Below are 22,664 nucleotides of genomic sequence, written 5' to 3' on the forward strand. Positions count from 1 at the left end.
AAGGGCCCAAAAGCCGAATACTAACCGTATCGACGCTGCAACGCCGCATTCATCGGACGTTGCGGCGCGCACGGCACTGCTGCTAGAATCTTCCTACGTCTTTTCGGCGTCCTTTCAACCGTTCACTTCAGGGGAGGTGCAGATGTTCCGAATGCCAGCAACCTTCCCGAACGCGGTCCCACCACGGCGCAGCTGATCCAGCCCGCCGTCCGCGCCGGCTCCCGAGTTTTCCGCTAACCCGTCAGCCGCGCCGTTTCCCGACAGCCCGTTTCGTTTCGCCGCACGGTTTCCGCGCGGCCCGGCTGTTGCGTTTTCGATGTTCTCCGAACCGGAAAGTCCCGTCGCGCGATGCGCCGGGCAACGAACAATGACCAGAAAAACCTCCCATCTGGGCGGCCAGGCATTCCAGGCCGTCTTCGGCTTCACCTTCCGTTACTGGCGCAAGCAGCCGGCCCGCACCGCCACGGTCGCGAGCCTCGCGCTGCTCGCCGCGCTCGCCGACGTGCTCACGCCGCTGTTCGCCGGCCGTCTCGTCGACGCGCTGTCGACCGGCCTGACCGACCGCGCCGCCGCATGGCATGCGGCCCTCGTCGCGTTCGGCACGCTCGCCGCGCTCGGCCTCGGCGCGACGGTGCTGCGGCAAGGCGTCTACCTGAACATCATCACGCTCACCCTGAAGATGATGAGCGAGATCGCGGCCGCGTCGTTCCATCGCGTGCAGCGCTTCTCGACCGACTGGCACGCGAACAGCTTCGCGGGCTCGACCGTGCGCAAGATCACGCGCGGGATCTGGGCGCTCGACCTGCTGAACGACACCGTGCTGATCGCGCTGCTTCCGTCGGTCACGATGCTCGTCGGCGCCACCGTGCTGCTCGGCACGCACTGGCCCGTGATGGGGCTCGTCGTCGGCGCGGGTTCGCTGCTGTACATCACGGTGACGGTGGCGGTGTCGCTCGGCATCGTCGCGCCGGCCGCGCGGCTCGGCAACCTGTGGGATACGCGCATGGGCGGCGTGCTCGCCGACGCCGTGAGCTGCAACGCGGTCGTCAAGGCGTTCGGCGCGGAAACGCGCGAGGAAGCGCGGCTCGCGCGCGTGATCGGCAAGTGGCGGCAACGCACGCGCCGCACGTGGGTGCGCGGCACGCTCAACGGCGGGTTGCAGGGCGCGATGCTCGTTGCGATGCAGGCCGCGATGATCGGCGTCGCGCTGCGGCTGTGGGCGAACGACGAGGCGAGCGTCGGCGACATCGCGTTCGCGCTGACGATGTTCTTCATGCTGCAGGGCTACCTGCGCGACGTCGGCATGCACATCCGCAACCTGCAACGCTCGGTGAACGACATGGAAGAACTCGTCGCGCTCGAACGCCAGCCGCTCGGCATCGACGATCGTCCCGGCGCGCCGGCGATCCGGATCGGGCAAGGCGAGATCCGCTTCGAGCACGTGACGTTCCGCTACGACAACCATCCGGTGCCGCTGTACGACGATTTCTCGATGCGGATCGCGCCGGGCGAGCGCGTCGGCCTCGTCGGCCATTCGGGGTCGGGCAAGACGTCGTTCATCAAGCTGATCCAGCGCCTGTACGACGTGTCGGGCGGCCGCATCACGATCGACGGCCAGGACATCGCGCGGGTGCGGCAGGATTCGCTGCGCAGCCAGATCGCGATCGTCCAGCAGGAGCCCGTGCTGTTCCACCGCACGCTCGCGGAGAACATCGCGTATGCGCGCCCCGACGCGAGCCGGGCCGACATCGAGCGCGCCGCGCGGCTGGCCAGCGCGCACGACTTCATCGCCACGCTGCCGGACGGCTATGACACGCTCGTTGGCGAACGCGGGATCAAGCTGTCGGGCGGTGAACGCCAGCGGGTCGCGATCGCACGCGCGTTTCTCGCCGATGCGCCGATCCTGATCCTCGACGAAGCCACGTCGAGCCTCGACAGCGAAAGCGAGCTGCTGATCCAGCAGGCGATGGAGCGGCTGATGGTCGGCCGCACGACGCTCGTGGTCGCGCACCGGCTGTCGACCGTGCGTGCGCTCGACCGGCTGCTGGTGCTCGATCGCGGCAAGGTGATCGAGGAAGGCAGCCACGACGCGCTGATCCGCATCGACGGCGGCATCTACCGCCGGCTGTTCGAGCGGCAGGCGCTGGAGCTTGCGAAGGGGCTCGCCGATTCGCCGCGACGCACGGCGGAAGACGCCGCCGGGCCGCTCGGCGAGCCGGCCGAGGCGTGACGCCAGCGTGTCGCAACGTGCGCCGGCGGTGCGGTCATCACCGCCGGCGCACGTCGACAATCGGATCCGGATCGAGGCCGTGCCAGGTGCACGGCCTTTTTTTGCGCCCGCGAATCGGGCCGGCTACCCCGACGCCACGCGCCGCAAGGCCGCCGCTTCCGGGATCCCTTATCATGTCGACCAGGAAATGTGCGACTAGGGATCGACCATGTTTACAGGAATTGTCCAGGGCGTTGCCACCATCAAGGCCATCGCCGATCACGGGGAACTGAGAACCTTCAGCATCGAATTCCCGGAGCGGTTTACCGACGACATCGAGATCGGCGCCAGCGTCTCGGTCGACGGCGTCTGCCTGACGGTGACGACCATCCATTCGCCGGCGCTGATCGACTTCGACGTGATGCTGCCGAGCCTGCGGATCACCACGCTGGCCGATCTCGCGACGGGCGGCCGCGTCAACGTGGAGCGGGCCGCGAAGGACGGCGCGGAGATCGGCGGGCATCCGCTGTCGGGCCATGTCGACTTCACGGGGACGATCCGGCACATCGCGTCGTCCGAACATAACCGGATGGTGCGCATCGGCGTGCCGGACGCATTCAAGCGGTATGTGTTCGCGAAGGGGTATATCGCGATCAACGGCTGCAGCCTGACGGTGTCCGACGTCAACCGCGACGAGGGCTGGTTCGATGTCTGGCTGATTCCCGAAACGCGACGCGCGACGACTTTCGATGCGAAGGGCGTCAACGACACGGTCAACATCGAGATCGAGCGCAGCACGCAGGTGGTCGTCGACACGATCCGGGAATCGGTCAAGGAAACGCTCGGCGAAATGAACGGCGTCGTCACCGCATTGCTGGCGGAAAAAGGCATCGACATCGAGGAACTGCTGGCGCGGCACGTCGCGCGGCTGCCGAAGCAGTAACGGATACCGGCGCGCTAGGTGATCCGCTGGATCACCGCGTACCGGCTGCCGTCAAAAAACACCTCGACCCACGGCTCCGCCTCCTCGAACGTCCAGAGGACAAGGTCAAGGTCGATCGGCTCGTCGTCGTCGGGCCAGGGCATGTTCCACCCGCCCGCGACGGCGACCACCCCACCCGTGTAGAGCGGACATTGCGCCATCCATGCGCGCGCATAGTCGTGCGCCGCGACGCCCTTGAAGTTGCTGTTGAATCCCCAGTCCCGTTGCCAGCCATGCGCGCCGAGATACGCTTCGATCGCGGCGGAACCGAAGCGGAACACAGCGTCGATCGGCGGAAGCGACGTTGCTTCGGATCGGTACAGCGGGTGTTCGGACTGGGCCGGCCGCACGGCGGTTTCCACGCGGCCTGATATCCCGTCCTCGTCGAGATACACGTTCAGCCATGTGCCGTCGCGCTCGACGGAAAGGCACAACGCGCCTGCCTCGACGCCATGCCAGTAGCCGGTGACGGGTTCGCCGTCTTGCGCGAAGCGGTATTGATGGCATGGCCTGGCAAGGCGCCGCGCTTCGATCAGAAAGTCTTCCAGCGTCATCGGAGGTTCTCCCGGCTTCCGTCGCCTTGGGTACCGCATGGATGCGTCGGGCGATCGCCCGCCGCCGGATACGGACCGCGTTCACTCGATGGCATCGACGCCACGATAAAACGTTCGATGTCGGCCGCCACGTGTTCGGGCGGTCCGTCGCTCGCAAACCGTTTGCAGTTCAGGCGCATGAACGCGGGGAACCGAGCGCGGATCTTGCGCATCTCGTCGGCTTCATTCGCATTCAGATACGGCCGGGACATTTGCCGGCCCACGACGAGTTTCGCGCAGCGTTCGAGATCGAACGACGGCAACAGGAGCGCGGTGAATCCGTCCTCCTCGATGCCGCGGCGAAGCGCCGGATAGGCCGGCGCGACATCGGCCGGATACAGCATGAAACCGGACGAAACCGCGCAGATCGTGTGCGCCGACATGTCGTGCTTGAGCCGCTCGTACAGCCGGACGTTGTGCGACGCGTACTCGGCATAGCCGCGGCGCCGGATGAAATCGGCGATGTTCCCATGCGCGGCCAGGAAGCATTGATCCACGTCGACGAACCGCCAGTTCAGATGTGCCGCGACAATCGCCCCCACTGTGGTCTTGCCGGCACCGCCCGGCCCGATCAGATGTACCGGCAACAACACGCCCCCCCTTCGACATCGCATGCATCGCGTTCCCGGAGGCGCCGCGACGAATCCGGCTTCCGCGCCCGCCTCACTCCGCTTCCGCCTGCGCGCCCTTCCCCACCGCCACGCGCTGCGCGCGATAAATGCCCGCGTGCCCCGAGAACAGATACGCGACGACACACGCGACGATCGCATACACGCCGATATCCGCGCCGAACAGTTCGATCGCCATGATCGTCGACGCGATCGGCGTGTTGGCCGCGCCGGCGAACACCGCGACGAAGCCGAGCCCCGCCAGCACGGGCATCGGCAGCGCCAGCACCTGGCCGAGTGCGTTGCCGAGCGTCGCGCCGATGTAGAACAGCGGCGTCACTTCACCGCCCTTGAACCCCGACGCGAGGGTGACCACGGTGAACGCGAACTTGCCCGCGAAATCGTAGAGCGGCAGCGGGCCATGAAACGCGGCCTCGATCGTCGGGATGCCGAGGCCGAGATATTGCGGCACGTTCCACGCGGTGGCGGCCGCGGCGACCAGCAGGCCGCCGAGCACCGGCTGCAGCGGCGCATAGCGGACGACGCGCCTGAACCACGCGGTCAGCGCATGCGTCGCAAACGCGAACAGCCGCCCGACCACGCCGAACGCCATGCCCGCGACGACCGTCACGGCCAGCCCCGTCGCCGACACGGCCGGCACGAACGGAATCGCATAGGCCGTGTGATGCACGCCCCACGCGCGACATACGACGTCCGCGACGATCGCCGATGCGACGCAGGTCAGCAGCGCGTCGTAGCGCACGCGCCCGATCGCGAGCACTTCGAGCCCGAACACGGCGCCGGCGAGCGGCGTGCCGAACACCGATGCGAAGCCGGCCGCGATGCCCCCCATCAGCAGCACGCGGCGATGGTCGCGATCGAGACGAAACACGTGCGTGACGCGATCGGCGAGCGCGCCGCCCATCTGCACGGCGGTGCCCTCGCGGCCGGCCGAGCCGCCGAACAGGTGCGTGACGACGGTCGCGACGAGCACGAGCGGCGCCATCCGCTTCGGCACGAGCGCCTTCGGGTCGTGAATCTCGTCGATCAGCAGGTTGTTGCCGCGCGCGACGGACTGGCCGAAGCGATGGTAGATCCAGCCGGTCGCAAAACCGGCGGCCGGCAGCCCCCACAGCAGCCACGGGTGCGCCACGCGCGTGCCGGTCGCCCAGTCGAGCGCGATCAGGAACAGGGCGGAAGCCGTGCCGGCCAGCGTGCCAAGCAGGGCCGAGAGCGCGAGCCAGCGGCACACGTAGCGCGCGGTCGCGAGAAGATCGGCAGAAGTCGTGAAAAACATGATTTCCAGATTCGACGGAACATCAAAACCTGGGCGGCAGAATACCGCATGGACGGCCTGCGACCTCCTGACGACCCAGGAACACGCAGGCATCATCAGCCGGGCTAACCGGCGGTTGAGGGCCGCACCGTGCGCAACGCGCCGAATACGACCGCAGGGAGGCATGCCATCTCCGCTGGCCGCCATTGTACGCGACGCCCCGCGCCGCCCGCAATGCGGCCGCCGGCGCCCCGGAACGACGCGGCATCGCAGCGCCCCTCGGGCGCCGTCAGTCGCGCAGCGGCCGCGTGATGCGCGAGACCAGCTGAGGCGCGATCCGCTCGAGCGGCAGGATTGCCGACGCCGCGCCGATCGCCGCGGCCGCCTTCGGCATCCCGTAGACGGCGCTGGTCGCCTCGTCCTGCGCGATCGTGTAGCAGCCCTTCGCGCGCATCGCCTTCAGGCCGAGCGCGCCGTCGCGCCCCATGCCCGTCAGCAGCACGCCGAACGCTTCGCCCTGCCAGCCATCCGCGACGCTGTTGAAGAACACATCGATCGACGGCCGGTACGGCGTCTCGACCGGATGCCGCGTATAGCCGAGCACGCCGCGCGGCGACAGGTACAGGTGATCGTTGGTCGCCGCGAGCAGCACCTCGCCGGCCTGCGGCACGCTGCCCTGCCGCGCGACGCGCACCGGCAACCGCGTATACCCGTCGAGCCACTCGGCCATCCCGAGCGCGAACGCCTGGTCGACATGCTGGACGATCACGATTGCCGCCGGAAAGTCGGCCGGCAGCGCACGCAGCAATGCGGTCAGCGCGGTCGGCCCGCCCGCCGACGCGCCGATCGCGACGAGCGTCGGCTGGCCACGCTCGGGCGCCGGCCCCGGCGGCACGAGCGCCGCGGTCCGGCTTTCGAGCAGGCGGCCGATCTGGTCGATCTTCGCGAGCAGCGCCTGCGGCGACGCATCGGTCGACAGCCCGAGCGCGAGCGTCGGCGTGTCGACCGCATCGAGCGCGCCGGCGCCCATCGCTTCGTACACCGACGACGTGTTCGCGCTGACGCTCGCCGTCACGATCAGGATCGCGCACGGCGAGCGCGCCATGATCCGGCGTGTCGCGGCCACGCCGTCGACCTTCGGCATCACGAGGTCCATCAACACGAGATCGGGCGGATGCGCGACGCAGAAATCCACCGCCTCGTCGCCGTCGGTTGCGACCCACAGCACGCGATGGTCCGCGCGCAGCGCGAGCACGCGGCGCAGCGCCTCCACGGCGAGCGGCAAGTCGTTGACGATGCCGATGTTCATCCGCGCGCGTCCCCGATCAGGTCGTGCACGGCGTCGAGCAACGCCTCGTCGTGGAAGCTGCTCTTCGCGAGGTAGTAGTCGGCGCCCGCATCGAGGCCGCGACGGCGATCCTCGTCGCGATCCTTGTACGACACGATCATCACCGGCAAGCGCTTGAGCATCGGATCGCTCTTGATCAACGTGACGAGCTCGATGCCGTCCATGCGCGGCATGTCGACGTCCGTGACGACCAGATCGAACCCTTCGCTGCGCACCGCGTTCCAGCCTTCCATCCCGTCGACCGCCACCGTCACGTCGTAGCCGCGCTTTTCCAGCAGCTTGCGTTCGAGTTCGCGCACCGTCAGCGAATCGTCGACGACGAGCACGCGGCGGCGCCGGTCGGCGAGCGCGAGTTGCGGATCACGCGTGAGCCGCGCGAGCTGCCCGCCGCGCACGAGCTTGTCGACCGAGCGGATCAGGTCCTCGACGTCGACGATCAGCACCGGGTCGCCGTTCTCGAGCAGCGCGCCGGCCGCGATGTTCTGGATCTTGTGCAGGCGGCTGTCGAGCGGCTGCACGACGAGCATCCGCTCGCCGAGGAAGCGGTCGACCGCGACGCCGTACAACTCGGGCTCCCCGCCGACCACCACGACCGCCGTGCTCGTGCGCGCGACGTCGGGCTCGCCCGCGTCGAGCAACTGGTGCGCAGCGACGAGGCCCGCGCGCCGGCCGTCGAACGGGAAATGCGGCTGCCCTTCGAGCACGTCGATATCGTCGTGCGCGAGTTCGAGCGTGCGGCGCACGTGCGCGAGCGGGAACGCATACGGTTCGCCGCCCACTTCGACGAGCAGGCTGCGGATCACCGACAGCGTGAGCGGCAACTGCAGCACGAAGCGCATGCCCGCGCCCGGCTCGTTGAAGATCCGCACCGCGCCGCGCACGCCGCGCACCATCTCCTGCACCGCGTCGAGGCCGACGCCGCGGCCCGACACGTCGGTCACCGCATCGCGCATCGAGAAACCCGGCAGCAGCAGGAATTCGAGCAACTCCGGATCGGACAGCCGCGCGGCCGTCTCGTCGTCGGTCAAGCGCTGGCGCACGACGGCCGCGCGCAGCGCGTCCATGTCGACGCCCGGACCGTCGTCGATCACGCTGACGAGCAGCGAGCCGGCGCTGTGACGCGCCTCCAGCGTCACGCTCGCCTCGGCCGGCTTGCCGCGCGCACGCCGTGCGTCCGGCGAATCGACGCCGTGATCGATCGCGTTGCGCAGCAGGTGGCCGAGCGGCGCGTCGAGCAGATCGAGGATGTCGCGGTCGACCTGCGTGCCCTCGCCGACGATCGAGAAACGCACCTGCTTGCCGAGCGAGCGCGCAAGATCGCGGACGATGCGCGGGTACGCGCGCGTCGCGTCGCCGAACGGCCGCATCCGGCACTGCAACGCTTCGTCGTAAAGCTGCTCGGCGATATGCGTGCTGCGCCGCTCGAAGCGGTCGAATTCGTCCATGCGCTCGGCGAGCGAACGCTGCAGGTCGTTGAGCATGTGCCGCACTTCGTTCATCGACGCGAGCATGCCCGCGTCGAGATCGTCGGCGAATTGTTCGTACATCAAATCGAGCGACCGGGCCGCGTCGCGCTGTGCACGCTTCACGCGCAGCATCGATTCGGCGAACGGCTTGAGCCAGCGCGATTCGACCAGCGACTCGCCCGACAGGCTCAGCAGCCGGTTCAGCGTATCCGCACGCACGCGGCGCATCGCGCCGGCGCCGGCCACGCGGCCGGCCTGGGCCGGATCGGGCACCGGGGCCGACACGGCGAGCGGCGGCACCGCGGCGCTGGCCCCGACGGGCTCGTTCGCGGCGCCGTCGTGCTCGCGATACGGCACGACCGACGGCGGCACCGGCGGCGGGACGGCGGACGGCGCCTGCATCGTCTGCGCGCCATCGGCGCCGGTCAGCGCCGCCGCGAACACGTCGATCTCCGTCTGCGTCACGGGTTGCCCCTGCGGATCGCCGACGCGCACCAGCAGATCGACGCCCGCCAGCAGCACGTCGACGTGCGTGGCCGTCAGTGCGATCGTGCCGGCCTGCGCGGCGACGAAGCACTCTTCCATCCGCCCCGCGATCTCGACGCCGAGCGGCACGCCGACGATGCGCGCGGCGCCCTTCAGCGAATGCGCGGCGCGCATGCATGCCTCGAGCGCGACGGAATCGGGTTCGCCCGATTCGAGCGCGAGCAGCCGCTCCGACAGCGCCTGGGTCTGCGTGCGCGTCTCCTCGCGATACAGCTCGAGCAGCGACAGGTGGCTCAGATCGTCATCGCCGCTCATCGCATGCTCCGTGTGACTGCGTCGAACAGGCGGTCGTCGTCGAGCAGGCCCACCGACTTGCCGCGCCACGACAGCACGCCGCGCGACAGGCCGGCGCTCGCGCGCCCGACCGTCGCCGGAACGGGCACCCAGTCGGAGGCGCCGAAGCGCAGCACGCCCTCGACTTCGTCGACCGGAAACACGACCGGCTCGCCCTGGTGTGCAGCCACCAGCAACCGCGTGAAGCGGCCATCGTCACCGCCGCTGCCGCCCTTGCCGGCGCCGAGGCCGAGCAGCGCGCCGATCGAGATCGCGATGCGCAGCGTGCCGCGGATGTTGACCACGCCGCGCACGGCCGAATTGCGGCGATGCGGCAGCGAATGGATCGGCCGCGTGCCGGCGATCTCGCGCAGCACGCCGATCGGCAGCGCGAGCCATTCGTCGGCCACGCGGAATGCCAGCGCCGCGTGATGCGTATCGGCATCGGCGTCGTGCACGTGCGGCGCGCCGGGTGCGCTCATCCGGCGCGTGGTGTCGGCCATCTCGGCCCCGTCGAGCGGACGCTCGAGCAGCTTCGCCGCGTGATACGCGTACACCGGGCAGTTCAGGCAGCGCAGGCAGTCGTTCAGCCGCTCGCAGGTGCGGTCGCCGCGCGTGCCGATCCGGTTCCAGCAATCGTCGATGTCGATCGTCGTCTCGTCAATGGCAGCGGCGGCGCGGTTCATGAATTCCTCTGGTCATCGCGGTGTCGGTCCCCAACCCGTAGTCTTGTCAGCCGGCCGAGCGCCGTGCGCGCTCGAGCAGCCATTGCGCGCCCGCGCGATCGCCGCCGACGTCGAGCAGCGTCGCGAGATGGGTCAGCGCTTCGTGGTGCGTGGGCCTCAGGTACAGCGCCTTCCGGTAGAAGTCGCCGGCTTCCGCGGCGCGTCCGCGCGCATCCGCGATCAGCCCGTTCAGGTAGAACGCATCGGCATGCGGCCCGACGCGCGCCGAGAACTGCGCGAGCACGCGCTCGGCCTCGTCGAACGCGCCGGCATTCGCCAGCGCCTGCGCATCTTCCAGCGTCGGCGCGGCGCTTTCGGCAGCCGGGGCGAGCGACGCGGCCGGTTCGGCCGCCGTCACCGGCAGGCCGCCCCGTGCGTCGAACGCGGCCGCGCGCATGGCCGACGGCGCCGCGACCGGCTGACGCGTGTCGCCGGGCCAGGCCGGCGGTGCGACCGCCAGCACCGAGCGCGTCGCCGCGAGCGGAGCCACCGTGAAGCGCTCCGCGCGCCGATACGGCGCTGGCGCCGACAGCGGCGCCGCCGGCCGGGCCGCGAATACGTCGGGCGCCGCGCCCGCGGGCTCGCGATGAAACGCGAAGGCCAGCGGCACGCGCGCCGAGCGCATCCCGTGCCGCATCGCGACACCCGTTTCGGCCGGCCCGACGAACAGCATGCCGTCGTCGGCCAGGCGCTCGTCGAGCGAGCGGATCACGCGATCCTGCGCGTCGCGATCGAAGTAGATCAGCACGTTGCGGCAGAACACGAAATCGTAGCGAATGCCCGTATCCGTGGCCGGTTCGACGAGGTTCGCCTGACTGAACTGCACGCACGCGCGCACGCGCTCGTCGAGCAGCCAGCCGTCGCGGGTCGGCGTGAAGTGCCGCGCGCGAAACTCCGTCGCGGTGCCGCGGAACGCATTGCGCCCGTAGCAGCCGAGCCGAGCCTGCTCGATCGCGCGCGCGCTGAGGTCGATCGCGTCGATCGTGAAGCTGGCCGGGTCGAGCCCCGCGTCGAACAGCGCCATCGCCGCGGAATACGGCTCCTCGCCCGTCGAGCACGGTGCGCTCAGCACGCGGATCACCCGGCCGGGCAGCGCGGCGAGCCGTTCGGCCGCGAGCCGCGCGAGCGTCGCGAAGGCCTCGCGGTCGCGGAAGAACCAGGTCTCGGGCACGACGAACAGCTCGATCAGCGCACGCCGCTCGTCGGCCGACGCGTTGAGCTGCTGCCAGTAGGCGTCGAGCGCGTCCTGCGTCACGGGCGGCCGCGCCGCCGACGGCAGGCGCTCGCCGTCCGCCTGCAGCGCATTCACGCGTTCCGTCAACGCGCGGGTCAGGAAATCGTTACCGAGCGAATCGGGGTCGATGCCGGTCTCGCGCAGCAGCCAGCCGCGAAATCGCGATTCGGACTCTTTCATGCGGACTCTCCCCCGTGGCCCGGCAGGCCGTCGAACAGATACAGGCGCGCTATGTCGTCGATCAGGCCGGACACCGATACCTGCTGCACGACGCCATCGGGCGTATTCGCGACGGGCCCGAGCCAGCGCGCGCGCGCGGTCGAGATGCCGCTCGACCGAAACGCCGCGCGGTCGATCCGCATCGTCTGCGTCGCACGCTCGACGATCAGCCCGATCGTGCGCTCGCCGCCCGCTTCGTCCGCGCGATAGCGGACCATCACGAGCCGCGTCGAGCGCAACACCTGCGCGCGGCGCCCGAGCGCCAGCATCGGCACGTCGATCACCGGCACCGGCTGGCCGGCGCGCATCAGCAGCCCGGCGATCCATTCGGGTGCGCCGGGCACGGCCTTCGTGACCGCAAGCGGCAGCACCTCGTCGATGCCGGCCGCGTCGAGCGCATAGCGCTCGCCGTCGAGCGCGAACATCAGGAACAGCGCGTGGGCGCCGTTCTGCGTATCGGCGCGCGTCACGCGTCGACCTTGAAGCGCGACACGCTGGTGCGCAACTGGTTCGCGACGAGCGTCAGGTCGTCGATCGCCTGCGACGACTGGCGCAGCGACTCGGCCGTCTGCTGCGCGGCCTCCGACAGCTGCGACAGCGCCTGCGTGATCTGCTCGGCGCCGTTCGCCTGCGTCTGCATGCCTTCGTTGACCATCTGGAAACGCGGCGCGAGCGTCTGCACCTCGGCGATGATCTGCGACAGCTGCCCGCCGACCTGCTGCACGTCGAGCATTCCGCGGCGCACTTCCTCGGAGAACTTGTCCATTCCCATCACGCCCGCCGACACGGCCGACTGGATTTCCTTCACCGTCTGCTCGATGTCGTAGGTCGCCACCGCCGTCTGGTCGGCAAGACGGCGGATCTCGGTCGCGACGACCGCGAAGCCGCGGCCGTACTCGCCGGCCTTCTCGGCCTCGATCGCCGCGTTCAGCGACAGCAGGTTGGTCTGGTCGGCCACCTTGGTGATCGTCGCGACCACCTGGTTGATGTTCAGCGCCTTCTCGTTGAGGATCGCGAGCTTCGCGTTCACCGACCCGGCCGCGTCCATCACGCTGCGCATCGTCTCGCCCATCCGCGTGAGCCCGCTCTGGCTCACGCCCGCGAGCGTCGCCGACTGCTCGGCCACGCCGGCCACTTCGTTCATCGTGCGCAGCAGGTCGCGCGACGTCGCGAAGATCTCGCGCGAAGTCGCGCCGATCTCGGTCGTCGTCGCCGCGGTTTCGTTCGCGGTCGCCTGCTGTTCGCGCGACGTCGCGGCGATTTCCGCGACCGACGTCGTCACCTGCAGCGACGACTGCTGCGCGCGTGCGACGAGCTCGGTCAGCTCGTCGGCCATCCGGTTGAAGCCCGTCTCGAGCGTGCCGAATTCGTCGCGGCGGCGCAGGTCGAGGCGGTGCGTCAGGTTGCCGGTGCGCATCACGTCGTGCACCTCGACGAGCCGCGCCATCGGTACGGTGACCGATCGATACAGCACGTAGCCGAGCCCGGCCGCGGACAGCAGCACGAACGCCACCGCAACCGCGAGCACGACTTCGGTGTCCTGCACGGAGTCGCGGATCAGCTTCGCGGATTGCTCGGCGAACTTGCGGTTTTCCTGCACCAGCACGTTCGCGTTGCGCACGACCTCGGTCCACGCCGGCAGCGTTTTCGCGTACGCGGCGACAGCCTCCTCGCGCGACACGCGGTTCTTCTGCACGGCTTCGTTCAGCAGCGGCACGTAGCGCTCGTACGCGCCGCGGAACGCCGCGAAGCGCTGCCGGTCGTCGTCGCGGAACGTCGCGTTCTGGTAATCGGCCGACAGCGATTCGACGTCCTTCAGCGCGTCGGTGATCTTCGCGAGATCGCGCTGCGCGGTTGCGGGCTCGGTGTCGACGAAGGTCGCCTGCTGCAGCAGCATGAACGATTCGTTAACCGCACCGCGCAGCGACGAAGCGAGGTAGACGCCGGGCAGCGAGTCGCGCTCGATGCTGACGGCTTCGCTGTTGATCGCGCGCAGTCGCTCGTAGGACACGCCGGCCGTCACCAGCATCAGCACGAACAGCACGCCGAAGCTGAGCAGGATGCGATTGCCGAGCGTCAGCCGGGTAGCGCCGATCGTCGGATGCAGGCTTTCATTGGTCGCGCGGGGCGTCACGGTGGCCATGTTCGTTATGGGCTTTATAAATCAGCGTTGAAAAAAACCGCGCCCGCCTGCGCGCCGGACGGCGCGCCACGAGCGCATCGGGGTCTGCGGGCGGCGCGGCGCCGGCAGGCCGCGCCGTGAAATCACCGCTCCGCTTGCGCCGGCAGCCGAAGCGCGACCATGAAGCCGCGCGCCGTATTGCGCATCAGGATCTGGCCGCGATGCCGCGCGGCCGTCGCGCGGACGAACGCGAGCCCGAGGCCGAAGCCGCCGCGCGCCGCGCCATGCGCGGATTCGAGCTGCACGAACGACTCGGTCGCGGCCGTGCGCTGCTCCGGCGCGATCCCGGCGCCGGTATCCTCGACACCGATCAGCCAAGCGCCGTCCTCGCTGCTCAGCGTGCAGTGCACGTCCGTGCCGGCCGGGCCGTACTTCAGCCCGTTGTCGATCAGGTTCGCGACCGCGCGCGTCAGCATCATGCGGTCGCCCATCGTCACGCATTCGGTATCGGGCACGTGCGCGGCGACCCGGCTGCCAAGCCCGGCCGCCTTTTCCCACAGCTGGTCGACGGCATCGAGCACGATCTCGTTGAGACTCACCACCTCGTGCGCGCGGCGCTCGGACTGCGCGCGGGTCAGGTGGATGAAGCCGTCGGCAAGCGCGAGCGCGCGCCGCGCATGGCCGGCAATGCGCTCCATGATCGCCGGCATCTCGCCGTGCTCGGTCCGGTAGACGTCGAGCAGCGCGAGGATCGACGTCTGCGGTGAACGCATGTCGTGCGACAGGAAATCGAGCGCCTCGTCGCGCTGCCGGGACATCAGGTAAGAATTCGAGTGATAGCGGATGCGGGCGGCCAGTTCCATCGCATCGGGGAGCTTCACCAGATAGTCGTTCGCGCCGGCGATGAATGCCTCGCGCTTGACGATCGGCTCCTCCTTCGCGGACAGCACGATGATCGGCACGCGAGCCGTGGCGGCGTCCGCGCGCCACGCGCGGACCAGATCGAGGCCGTCGATCTCCGGCATCACGAGATCCTGCAGGATGACAGTCGGCTTCACGTCGCGCGCAACCGCCATCGCCCGGTGCGCGTCGGTGCACACGTGCAGGTCGATGTCGTGTTCGCTGCGCAGCGCGCGGCGGATCACCTCACCGACGAACGGTTGATCGTCGACGAGAAGGACCGATAACCCCGATTCAAGACAATCCGAGGCATTATCACCGCTCGATTCTTTCATAAATACAGTTTCAAACGCCGATTCTCCAATCGATTCTTTCATAGGAGTTGCTTATCAGACTTGGACGCTATCTTATTTTGGCGGTTGAAAACCCCGCCTGATTCCGCCGATTTGGCCTGTCGGCACGGCCTTGCAGGGATCCGGACGCCGATTCCCCCCCGTGAGCGGCCGCATTACCTCCGCATCCTTTCTCTCAATAAACATAACCGGCTGATTCTAAATGAAATTAGAACACAGCATCTATCTCCTTCCGGTTTAGTTTTGCCAAATATGCAGAAAGAGACGGAAAGAGTTAAATCAGATCATTTCCGGATTCGAAAGACGATAACGTTTGCGAGACCGGTGCGATAAGGTTTGCATGCGCCGCAAGGCTGGTTGCCCGTCACATTTAAGGGCCGGATGAAAGCCCCTCAAAATCGGCGGGCGCGCGAAAGAAAAAAGCGCGCCGGACAGCGATCGGCCCGGACGCGCTTCGAGCCGGCAGGCGCCGGCCGCTCGATGGCAGGATGACGGAGGCGTGCGGCCTTACCCCCGCGCGTGCTGCGCGGACACTTCCTGCAGGTCGAGGTCGCGTTCGAGTGCGTGCAGCATCTCGTCGTGGATGCGGCCAGAACGGTGCAGGCGCAACAGTTCCGCGCGCCCGGCCTTGATCGCGGCCAGCACGACGTCGTAGTGTGCGGCGCGCACTTCCGCCGGATACGCGGGCTCGTTCTTCGCCCGCTCGGTCAATTCCGCGCGGTATGTGTACTGCTCGAGCAGGCGCGGATGGATCACGACCCCGTTCTCGTCGCGCACGAGCGGCTGGATCGCCGCGAGCTGCGCCGCCTCGACGTACGCCCACGTCTGCGGCTCGGTCAGGTGGTGCGCCGCGCGTTCTTCGCGCTGCGGCAGGCGCAACAGCCGGATCAGCGGCCCGATCGTCGTGCCCTGCAGCAGCACGGTGACGAGGATCACCGCGAACGACGCGACCAGGATCACGTCGCGGCCGGGCATCGTCTCGGGCAGCGACAACGCGATCGCCAGCGTGACGACGCCGCGCATCCCGGCCCAGCTCATGATCGTCGCGGCCTTCCAGTCGGGCGCGTCGCCGCGCCGCGCGATCCCGCGCACCGGCCACTTCAGCGCCTCGACCGCGTAGATCCACACGAAGCGCGACACGATCACCGCCGCCAGCACCGCGAGCACGGGTTCCACCATCGTGCCGAGCACCTGTTCGAAGCCGCCGAGCCGGTGCATCGCGCCGCGCAGCGACAGCCCGATCAGCACGAACACCATCGCTTCGAGCAGGAACACGATGACCTGCCAGAACGCGGTGCCGCGCGTGCGCACGGCCGCCGAGAACACCTCGTGCTGATGCCAGCCGATGATCATGCCGGCCGTGACGGTGGCGATCACGCCGGACACGTCGACCATTTCCCCCGCGATGTACGCGATCCAGCCGGCGATCACCGCAACGGTGATCACGAGATAGTCGTCGTCGAGCAGCTTCAGGAACCACACGACGAGCGTGCCGACCGCAAAGCCGATCGCCACGCCACCGAGCCCCAGCCCCGCGAAGCGCACGACCGCGTGCTCGAGGCTGAACGCGCCGGTCAGCGCGGCAGCGACCGCGAAGCGGAACAGCACGAGGCCTGCCGCATCGTTCAACAGGCTCTCGCCTTCGAGCAGCACCATCAGCCGGCGCGGCAGCGCGACGCGCTCGAGCACGGCCTTCGCTGCAACGGCGTCGGGCGGCGACACGATCGCGCCGAGCGCGAAGCACGCGGCCCACGGCAGCGACGGCGCCACCCAGTGCACGGCGAATCCGACCGCGAACGTCGTGAACACGACCGCGCCGATCGCGAGCAGCAGGATGCCGCCGACGTTGCGCTTGAACTCCTCCCACACCGAGGAGTACGCGCCGTCCATCAGCAGCGGCGGCAGGAACACCAGCAGCACCAGTTCGGGGTCGAGATCGATCGGCGGCAGGCCGGGGATGAACGCGATGCCGATGCCGCCGATCAGCAGCGCGGCCGCGGGCGGCAGCCGCAGCCGCTTGGCGATGCATTCGAGCGCGACGATCGCGAGGAATGACAACAGAACCAGCTTGAATGCCGAGACGGGAGACATGAATCGACCTCATGAAGAATGAATTCGCGCTTTCCGGCGTCGTACCCCGGTCGGCAGTTTCGCGCGATTACATCACGAGGCGAGGCCCGCAGTCGAGCGCGTTCGGGCAGCCCGCCGCGGGCACCGTGCGAGCCGGCGCCGGCCCGGCGGGCACGACGCCATGAAAAACGGCACGCGGGCCGGCCCGATCGCCCGCCTGCGTGCCGTTGCGGCACCGCGCTGCCTGCCCGCGCGCTACCGGCGCCGCACGACCATCAGCCGCGGCTCGGTCATGTCCTCGATCGCGTAGCGGATCCCTTCGCGGCCGAGGCCCGAATCCTTCACGCCGCCGTACGGCATGTTGTCGACGCGGAACGACGGCACGTCGTTGATCACCACGCCGCCGACCTCCAGTTCGTCCCACGCGCGTTGCGCATGTGCGAGCGAATCGGTAAACACGCCGGCCTGCAGCCCGAAGTCGCTGTCGTTCACGCGCGCGAGCGCGTCGTCGAAGCGGTCGAACTTCTCGAGGATCGCGACGGGGCCGAAGGCCTCCTTCCGGTACAGGTCCTGCTCGCGCCCGACGTTTTCCAGCAGCGTCGCCTCGAACATCGCGCCATCGACCTTGCCGCCCGCGACGATCTTCGCGCCCGCCGCGACGGCCGCATCCATCCAGCCCGACAGCCGGCGCGATTCGGATTCGGAGATCATCGGGCCAACGAACGTCGCCGGATCCTTCGGATCGCCCATCTTCAGCGAACGGGTCTTCGCGATCAGCTTTTCGCGCAACGCGTCGTACAGGTCGGCATGCACGAGGATCCGCTGCACGCCGATGCAGCTCTGGCCCGACTGGTAGTACGCGCCGAACGCAAGACGCTCGACCACGTAGTCGAGCCGGTCGCACTGGTCCGCATCGACGATCGCGGCCGCGTTGCCGCCGAGCTCCAGCACGACTTTCTTCTTGCCGGCCTTCTCCTTCAGCGCCCAGCCGACGGCCGGCGAGCCCGTAAACGACAGCAGCTTGAAACGCTCGTCGGTCGTGAAGAGATCGGCGCCGTCGCGATGCGCGGGCAGCACCGAGAACGCGCCCTTCGGCAAATCGGTTTCCGCGAGCACCTCGCCGATGATCAGCGCGCCGATCGGCGTGCGGCTCGCGGGCTTCAGCACGAACGGGCAGCCGGCCGCAAGCGCGGGCGCGACCTTGTGCGCGGCGAGGTTCAGCGGGAAGTTGAACGGCGAGATGAACGAGCACGGGCCGACCGGCACGCGCTTCGTGTAGCCCGTATAGCCCTGCGCACGCGCGGAGATCTCGAGGTTGATGATTTCGCCGTCGATACGCACCGATTCCTCGGACGCCACGCGGAACGTGTCGATCAGCCGCGTGACTTCGCCCTTTGAATCGTTGATCGGCTTGCCGGCCTCGATGCACAGCGCCTCGGCCAGCTCGTCGAAGCGCTCGCGAAAGCGCGCGACGCAATGGTCGAGCACCGCCTGCCGCTTGTAGGCCGGCAGCTCGCGCATCGGCTTCGCGGCGGCGACCGCCGCGCCGATCGCCGCATCGATCGCCTTCGCGTCGGCCAGCGCGACGCGCGTCGCGACCTCGCCGCTGAACTTGTCCGTCACTTCCAGATCGGTGTTCGCGTAGACGGCTTCGTTGGCGAGATAGTACGGATAGGTTTCCTTCAACATGGAACGGCTCCTTCCTGTGAACGGGACATTCAGAGTTGCGCCGACAGGCGCTTGATCTCGCGGTTCAGCACGCGCTCGTTATCCGAGTAGTCGATCGGCACGTCGATCACGTGCACGCCCGGCGACGAGAAACACTCGCGCAGCAGCGGCTCGAGATCGTCGGCCGATTCGACGCGATGCCCGTGCGCGCCATAGCTTTGCGCATACGCGACGAAATCGGGGTTCTGCAGCGTCATCGCGAAATCGGGGAAGTTCATGTTCTCCTGCTTCCAGCGGATCATGCCGAACGCGTCGTCGCGCAGGATCATCACGACGAGGTCGAGCTTCAGCCGCACGGCCGTTTCGAGCTCCTGCGAATTCATCATGAAGCCGCCGTCACCGCACACGGCGATCACCTTGCGCTGCGGATGCACGATCTTCGTCGCGATCGCCGACGGCAGCCCCGCGCCCATCGACGCGAGCGCGTTGTCGAGCAGCAGCGAATTCGGCTCGTGCGCGCGCCAGTAACGCGCGAACCAGATCTTGTACATCCCGTTGTCGAGACAGACGATGCCGTCGACCGGCATTGCGTTGTAAAGATCGTTGACGATTCGCACCGGGTACATCGGGAAGCGTGCATCGTGCTGGCCCTTCTCCAGATGGGCGTCGAAATGCGCCTTGATCATCGCGAAGCGCTCGAAATCCCAGTGCGGCTGCGGCGCGAGCGCCTCCTTCATCTGCCACACCGCATTCGCGATGTCGCCGACCACCTCGATCTGCGGGAAGTAGACGGGGTCGACCTGCGCACCGAGGAAGTTCACGTGGATCACGGTCTTGTCGTCGGTACGCATGAAGAACGGCGGCTTCTCGATCACGTCGTGGCCGACGTTGATGATGCAGTCTGCATGCTCGATCGCGCGGTGCACGAAATCGCCGTCGGACAGCGTCGCGTTACCGAGCCACAGCGGGTGCGTCTCGTCGATCACGCCCTTGCCCATCTGCGTCGTGAAGAACGGGATGCCCGTCTTGTCGACGAATTCGAGCAGCATCTTGCAGGTGGTCTTGCGGTTGCCGCCCGCGCCGATCATCAGCAGCGGATGGCGCGCGGCCTGGATCGCGTCGACCGCATGCGCGACCGCCTTCTCCTCGGCCACCGGCCGCCGGCTGTAGCTGCGCGGGATCGGCTTGCCGTCGCCCTCCTCGTGCGCGATGTCTTCCGGCAGTTCGAGGTGCGCGGCGCCCGGGCGCTCTTCCTCCGCACGGCGAAACGCCTCGCGCACGGCCGACGGGATGTTGCCGATCGACACGATCTGCCGCGTGAACTTCGTGAGCGGCTGCATCATGTCGACCACGTCGACGATCTGGAAGTGGCCCTGCTTGCTGGACTTGATCGGCTTCTGCCCGGTGATCATCAGCATCGGCATGCCGCCGAGCTGCGCATACGCGGCGGCCGTCACGAAGTTCGTCGCGCCTGGCCCGAGCGTCGCGAGGCACACGCCGGTGCGGCCCGTCAGGCGGCCATAGGTGGCGGCCATGAAGCCGGCCGCCTGCTCGTGCCGGGTCAGCACGAGCTTGATTTTCGATCGCCGCAGCGATTCGAGCAGATCGAGGTTTTCCTCGCCGGGAATACCGAACACGTACTCGACGCCTTCGGCTTCCAGCGCCTTCACGAACAGATCCGATGCTTTCATGGGGGACTCTCGGTTGATGCCGCCTGCCCGGCCTACGGACGCGCGGCGTTCAGAACGCGCGCCGGCCTACGGCACGCGGACGCTTTACCTACTGGACACAAACCACGGCACTTCCCGCCACGTCATGCGCGCGATGCGCGATGCGCGGCGGCGCCCCCGGATACCGGAGGACGAACGGACCCGCCCGTGCGCGGCGAGCGCGCACGGGCGGCAAAGACGGGATTGATTGTAGACGGATTCGGAAAACTTCGACTTCGGCCAAACGGCCATTTGGCGCGCAAACGAAGCGGGCGGCCCTAATGTAGCGACTACGGAATAGCCCGATACATCTGTGAACCATGGTTGACATACTGCAATCCATGCCCTACAGTGCGCCTACGTTCAGCATCCGGACCACCGACATCTTCGACGCATGGTTTGCCGGCCTGCCGGATCGCGTCGCGAAGCGCCGCATCCAGGCACGCATCGACCGCCTGTCGATGGGCAATCCGGGCGACTGGAAATCCGTCGGCTCGCCGGTCGTCGAAATGCGTATCGACCATGGTCCCGGCTACCGCGTCTACTACGTCCGGCGCGGGACGATCTGGGTCATCCTGCTCTGCGGCGGCGATAAATCGACGCAACAGGCCGACATCCGCGCCGCGCACGCGATGCTTGCGCATCTCGACATGGAGTGATCGATGGACAAGATCCCCACCCGGCCGTGGGATTCGGCCGACCATCTGAAAACCGAAGACGACATGGCCGACTACTTCGAAGCCTGCCTGCAGGAAGCCGGCGACGATCCGGCCTTCATCGCGCACGCGCTCGGCGTGATCGCACGCGCCCGCGGCATGTCGCAGGTCGCGCGCGATGCGGGCCTGTCGCGCGAAGGGCTGTACAAGGCGCTGTCGCACGACGGCAACCCGAGCTTCGGCACGATCCTGAAGGTCATCAAGGCGCTCGGCCTGCAACTGCACGGCTCGAAAGCGCACGCGTGATGCGTGGGCGCGCGCCATCGCGCCGTCTGCGCGATGGCCGCGGCCGCATCAATGCAGCCAGCCGGCCGCCCAGCGCGGCGCCAGCGACACCAGATACAACCCGAGCCCGATCAGTCCGCCGACCAGCGTGCCGTTGATGCGGATGTACTGCAGATCCTTGCCGATGTTCAGCTCGATCTGCCGCGACATCTCGCGCGCATCCCAGTTGCGCACCGTGTCGCGGATGTGACGCATCAGGAAATCCGCGAAATCCGGCGCCATCTCGTGCACGGCCTTCTCGACGTGCTCGTTCAGCGACGCACGCAATGCCGGGCTTTCCGCCAGCCGCGCACCGAGCCAACCGCCGAGCATCGCGGCCTGCCGGTGCAGCGCCGAATCGGGGCGCGCGAGATCGGCCTTCAGCCATGCGCGCAACTGGTCCCACAGATCGCGCGCATATTCGTTGAACGCGGCACCGTCGCGGATATAGCGCTTGATCTCCTCGCCCTTCTCGATGAACGCGGGATCGTACTTCAACCGCTCGGTCAAGCGCACGACCGTCCGGTCGAAGCGCTGCCGCAACTCGTGCTCGGGATCCGCCGCGACGCCTTCCAGCACGCGGCTCACCGCGCTCGCGAGCATCCGCGCGCCGTTCTCGCCGAACCACTGCGTCGGCATGATCTTCTCGACCTTCGGGTACTGTGTCTTCAGCCACTCGACGATGAAGCCCGCGATCACCTCGCGGTTCTCCTCCTTGTCGAGCACGTCGACCACCTGTTCGATCGCATCGTCGAGCAGCACCTGGTGGCGGCCGTCCTTCGTCAGCGTGTCGAGGATCGCGCCGGCCGATTGCGACAGGTCGACCCGGTCGAGCACCGCGCGAAACGCGTCATGGACGAACGACTGGATCCGTGCGTCGTCGGTCATGTCGAGCGCGAAACTCATCAGCTTCGTCACATAGCCGCCGAGCGCATCGGTGTTCGCCGGCTCGCCGAGCCACGCACCGAGTTTCTGCGCGGGGTCGTGCTGGCGAATCTGCGCGGCAAGCGCATCGGGGCCGAGGAACTTCTCGCGCACGAACACCGCGAGGTTGTCGGCGATCTTGTCCTTGTTCTTCGGAATGATCTCGGTATGGCGCGACACGAACGGGATCGGCACGCGGCGGAACAGCGCGACGACCGCGAACCAGTCGGCCAGCGCGCCCACCATCGCGGCTTCGGCCACGGCCTTGAAGCCGTCGACCCACGGGCCGCGCGGCAGCAGGATCGTCGCGACGAACACCGCGACCGCGGCCAGCAGCAGCCACAGCGCGCGGCGCTTGCTGTGTTTCAGTTCGAGGGCTTTGTCTGGCGTCATGGGCAACCGGTCGGGCGAACGATGCCGCTAATATGCACCGGTTGCGGTGCCGCCGACAAACATTGC

At 68.2% G+C, this 22,664-nt stretch carries 18 protein-coding genes and 1 riboswitch; of the genes, 4 read left to right on the top strand and 14 right to left on the bottom strand.

Features of this window, described 5'->3' with window-relative positions:
- The first annotated feature begins 367 nt into the window (after positions 1 to 367).
- Together HWX36_RS30500 and HWX36_RS30505 are read left to right on the top strand one after the other, a co-directional pair.
- Positions 368 to 2,230: an ABC transporter ATP-binding protein gene (locus HWX36_RS30500; RefSeq protein WP_175957547.1), complete on the top strand. Its 1,863-nt coding sequence runs from the start codon at positions 368 to 370 to the stop codon at positions 2,228 to 2,230.
- Between the two features lie 208 nt (positions 2,231 to 2,438).
- Positions 2,439 to 3,152 (top strand): riboflavin synthase subunit alpha, encoded by a 714-nt coding sequence (locus HWX36_RS30505; RefSeq protein ID WP_175957548.1) that lies wholly within the window; start codon positions 2,439 to 2,441, stop codon positions 3,150 to 3,152.
- A 14-nt stretch (positions 3,153 to 3,166) separates the two neighbouring features.
- Here HWX36_RS30505 and HWX36_RS30510 read toward each other — a convergent pair whose 3' ends face one another.
- The 13 genes from HWX36_RS30510 to HWX36_RS30570 form a co-directional block, all read right to left on the bottom strand.
- The gene (locus HWX36_RS30510) at positions 3,167 to 3,745 is read right to left on the bottom strand and encodes a hypothetical protein (protein ID WP_175957549.1); all 579 of its coding nucleotides are present in this window, start codon (positions 3,743 to 3,745) and stop codon (positions 3,167 to 3,169) included.
- Positions 3,742 to 4,377 (bottom strand): shikimate kinase, encoded by a 636-nt coding sequence (locus tag HWX36_RS30515; protein WP_244136568.1) that lies wholly within the window; start codon positions 4,375 to 4,377, stop codon positions 3,742 to 3,744. Before HWX36_RS30515 ends, HWX36_RS30510 begins: the two co-directional genes overlap by 4 nt.
- Positions 4,378 to 4,447: 70 nt before the next feature.
- The gene (locus HWX36_RS30520) at positions 4,448 to 5,689 is read right to left on the bottom strand and encodes a voltage-gated chloride channel family protein (protein ID WP_175957552.1); all 1,242 of its coding nucleotides are present in this window, start codon (positions 5,687 to 5,689) and stop codon (positions 4,448 to 4,450) included.
- A gap of 79 nt (positions 5,690 to 5,768) precedes the next feature.
- A riboswitch (Fluoride riboswitch) is annotated at positions 5,769 to 5,872 on the bottom strand.
- 85 nt (positions 5,873 to 5,957) lie between these two features.
- Positions 5,958 to 6,977, bottom strand: coding sequence for a chemotaxis response regulator protein-glutamate methylesterase (locus HWX36_RS30525; protein WP_175957554.1), 1,020 nt, complete (start codon positions 6,975 to 6,977; stop codon positions 5,958 to 5,960).
- Positions 6,974 to 9,283 (bottom strand): hybrid sensor histidine kinase/response regulator, encoded by a 2,310-nt coding sequence (locus tag HWX36_RS30530; RefSeq protein ID WP_175957556.1) that lies wholly within the window; start codon positions 9,281 to 9,283, stop codon positions 6,974 to 6,976. Before HWX36_RS30530 ends, HWX36_RS30525 begins: the two co-directional genes overlap by 4 nt.
- Positions 9,280 to 9,987 (bottom strand): chemotaxis protein CheW, encoded by a 708-nt coding sequence (locus tag HWX36_RS30535; protein WP_175957558.1) that lies wholly within the window; start codon positions 9,985 to 9,987, stop codon positions 9,280 to 9,282. The genes HWX36_RS30530 and HWX36_RS30535 overlap by 4 nt, the downstream gene beginning before the upstream one ends.
- A gap of 46 nt (positions 9,988 to 10,033) precedes the next feature.
- Entirely contained in the window at positions 10,034 to 11,440 is a 1,407-nt protein-coding gene (locus tag HWX36_RS30540; protein WP_175957560.1) for a CheR family methyltransferase, read from the bottom strand.
- Positions 11,437 to 11,949 (bottom strand): chemotaxis protein CheW, encoded by a 513-nt coding sequence (locus HWX36_RS30545; protein ID WP_175957562.1) that lies wholly within the window; start codon positions 11,947 to 11,949, stop codon positions 11,437 to 11,439. Before HWX36_RS30545 ends, HWX36_RS30540 begins: the two co-directional genes overlap by 4 nt.
- Positions 11,946 to 13,622: a methyl-accepting chemotaxis protein gene (locus HWX36_RS30550; RefSeq protein ID WP_175957564.1), complete on the bottom strand. Its 1,677-nt coding sequence runs from the start codon at positions 13,620 to 13,622 to the stop codon at positions 11,946 to 11,948. Before HWX36_RS30550 ends, HWX36_RS30545 begins: the two co-directional genes overlap by 4 nt.
- Positions 13,623 to 13,744: 122 nt before the next feature.
- Positions 13,745 to 14,878: a hybrid sensor histidine kinase/response regulator gene (locus tag HWX36_RS30555; protein ID WP_175957566.1), complete on the bottom strand. Its 1,134-nt coding sequence runs from the start codon at positions 14,876 to 14,878 to the stop codon at positions 13,745 to 13,747.
- Between the two features lie 483 nt (positions 14,879 to 15,361).
- Complete coding sequence (locus tag HWX36_RS30560) at positions 15,362 to 16,945, bottom strand: Na+/H+ antiporter (protein WP_175957568.1); 1,584 nt, start codon at positions 16,943 to 16,945, stop codon at positions 15,362 to 15,364.
- Between the two features lie 234 nt (positions 16,946 to 17,179).
- Positions 17,180 to 18,613, bottom strand: a complete 1,434-nt coding sequence (locus HWX36_RS30565) for an aldehyde dehydrogenase family protein (RefSeq protein WP_175957570.1) — start codon at positions 18,611 to 18,613, stop codon at positions 17,180 to 17,182.
- 29 nt (positions 18,614 to 18,642) lie between these two features.
- Positions 18,643 to 20,283, bottom strand: coding sequence for an acetolactate synthase large subunit (locus HWX36_RS30570; protein ID WP_175957572.1), 1,641 nt, complete (start codon positions 20,281 to 20,283; stop codon positions 18,643 to 18,645).
- A 359-nt stretch (positions 20,284 to 20,642) separates the two neighbouring features.
- Here HWX36_RS30570 and HWX36_RS30575 point away from each other — a divergent pair, with 359 nt between their 5' ends.
- Both HWX36_RS30575 and HWX36_RS30580 read left to right on the top strand, forming a co-directional pair.
- Complete coding sequence (locus tag HWX36_RS30575; protein ID WP_347879237.1) at positions 20,643 to 20,960, top strand: type II toxin-antitoxin system RelE/ParE family toxin; 318 nt, start codon at positions 20,643 to 20,645, stop codon at positions 20,958 to 20,960.
- Between the two features lie 3 nt (positions 20,961 to 20,963).
- Positions 20,964 to 21,263, top strand: coding sequence for an addiction module antidote protein (locus HWX36_RS30580; protein WP_175957576.1), 300 nt, complete (start codon positions 20,964 to 20,966; stop codon positions 21,261 to 21,263).
- Between the two features lie 48 nt (positions 21,264 to 21,311).
- Here HWX36_RS30580 and HWX36_RS30585 read toward each other — a convergent pair whose 3' ends face one another.
- On the bottom strand, positions 21,312 to 22,598 hold the full coding sequence (locus tag HWX36_RS30585; RefSeq protein ID WP_175957578.1) for a DUF445 domain-containing protein: 1,287 nt from the start codon (positions 22,596 to 22,598) through the stop codon (positions 21,312 to 21,314).
- Between the last annotated feature and the right edge of the window lie 66 nt (positions 22,599 to 22,664).

Source organism: Burkholderia sp. BCC0405 (assembly GCF_902833075.1).
Lineage (GTDB): Bacteria > Pseudomonadota > Gammaproteobacteria > Burkholderiales > Burkholderiaceae > Burkholderia.

Coding starts and splice junctions, on each gene's coding strand:
- HWX36_RS30500 (WP_175957547.1), top strand. CDS start 368: ATGACCAGAAAAACCTCCCATCTGGGCGGCCAGGCATTCCAGGCCGTC.
- HWX36_RS30505 (WP_175957548.1), top strand. CDS start 2,439: ATGTTTACAGGAATTGTCCAGGGCGTTGCCACCATCAAGGCCATCGCC.
- HWX36_RS30510 (WP_175957549.1), bottom strand. CDS start 3,745: ATGACGCTGGAAGACTTTCTGATCGAAGCGCGGCGCCTTGCCAGGCCA.
- HWX36_RS30520 (WP_175957552.1), bottom strand. CDS start 5,689: ATGTTTTTCACGACTTCTGCCGATCTTCTCGCGACCGCGCGCTACGTG.
- HWX36_RS30525 (WP_175957554.1), bottom strand. CDS start 6,977: ATGAACATCGGCATCGTCAACGACTTGCCGCTCGCCGTGGAGGCGCTG.
- HWX36_RS30530 (WP_175957556.1), bottom strand. CDS start 9,283: ATGAGCGGCGATGACGATCTGAGCCACCTGTCGCTGCTCGAGCTGTAT.
- HWX36_RS30535 (WP_175957558.1), bottom strand. CDS start 9,987: ATGAACCGCGCCGCCGCTGCCATTGACGAGACGACGATCGACATCGAC.
- HWX36_RS30540 (WP_175957560.1), bottom strand. CDS start 11,440: ATGAAAGAGTCCGAATCGCGATTTCGCGGCTGGCTGCTGCGCGAGACC.
- HWX36_RS30550 (WP_175957564.1), bottom strand. CDS start 13,622: ATGGCCACCGTGACGCCCCGCGCGACCAATGAAAGCCTGCATCCGACG.
- HWX36_RS30555 (WP_175957566.1), bottom strand. CDS start 14,878: ATGAAAGAATCGATTGGAGAATCGGCGTTTGAAACTGTATTTATGAAA.
- HWX36_RS30560 (WP_175957568.1), bottom strand. CDS start 16,945: ATGTCTCCCGTCTCGGCATTCAAGCTGGTTCTGTTGTCATTCCTCGCG.
- HWX36_RS30565 (WP_175957570.1), bottom strand. CDS start 18,613: ATGTTGAAGGAAACCTATCCGTACTATCTCGCCAACGAAGCCGTCTAC.
- HWX36_RS30570 (WP_175957572.1), bottom strand. CDS start 20,283: ATGAAAGCATCGGATCTGTTCGTGAAGGCGCTGGAAGCCGAAGGCGTC.
- HWX36_RS30575 (WP_347879237.1), top strand. CDS start 20,643: ATGCCCTACAGTGCGCCTACGTTCAGCATCCGGACCACCGACATCTTC.
- HWX36_RS30580 (WP_175957576.1), top strand. CDS start 20,964: ATGGACAAGATCCCCACCCGGCCGTGGGATTCGGCCGACCATCTGAAA.
- HWX36_RS30585 (WP_175957578.1), bottom strand. CDS start 22,598: ATGACGCCAGACAAAGCCCTCGAACTGAAACACAGCAAGCGCCGCGCG.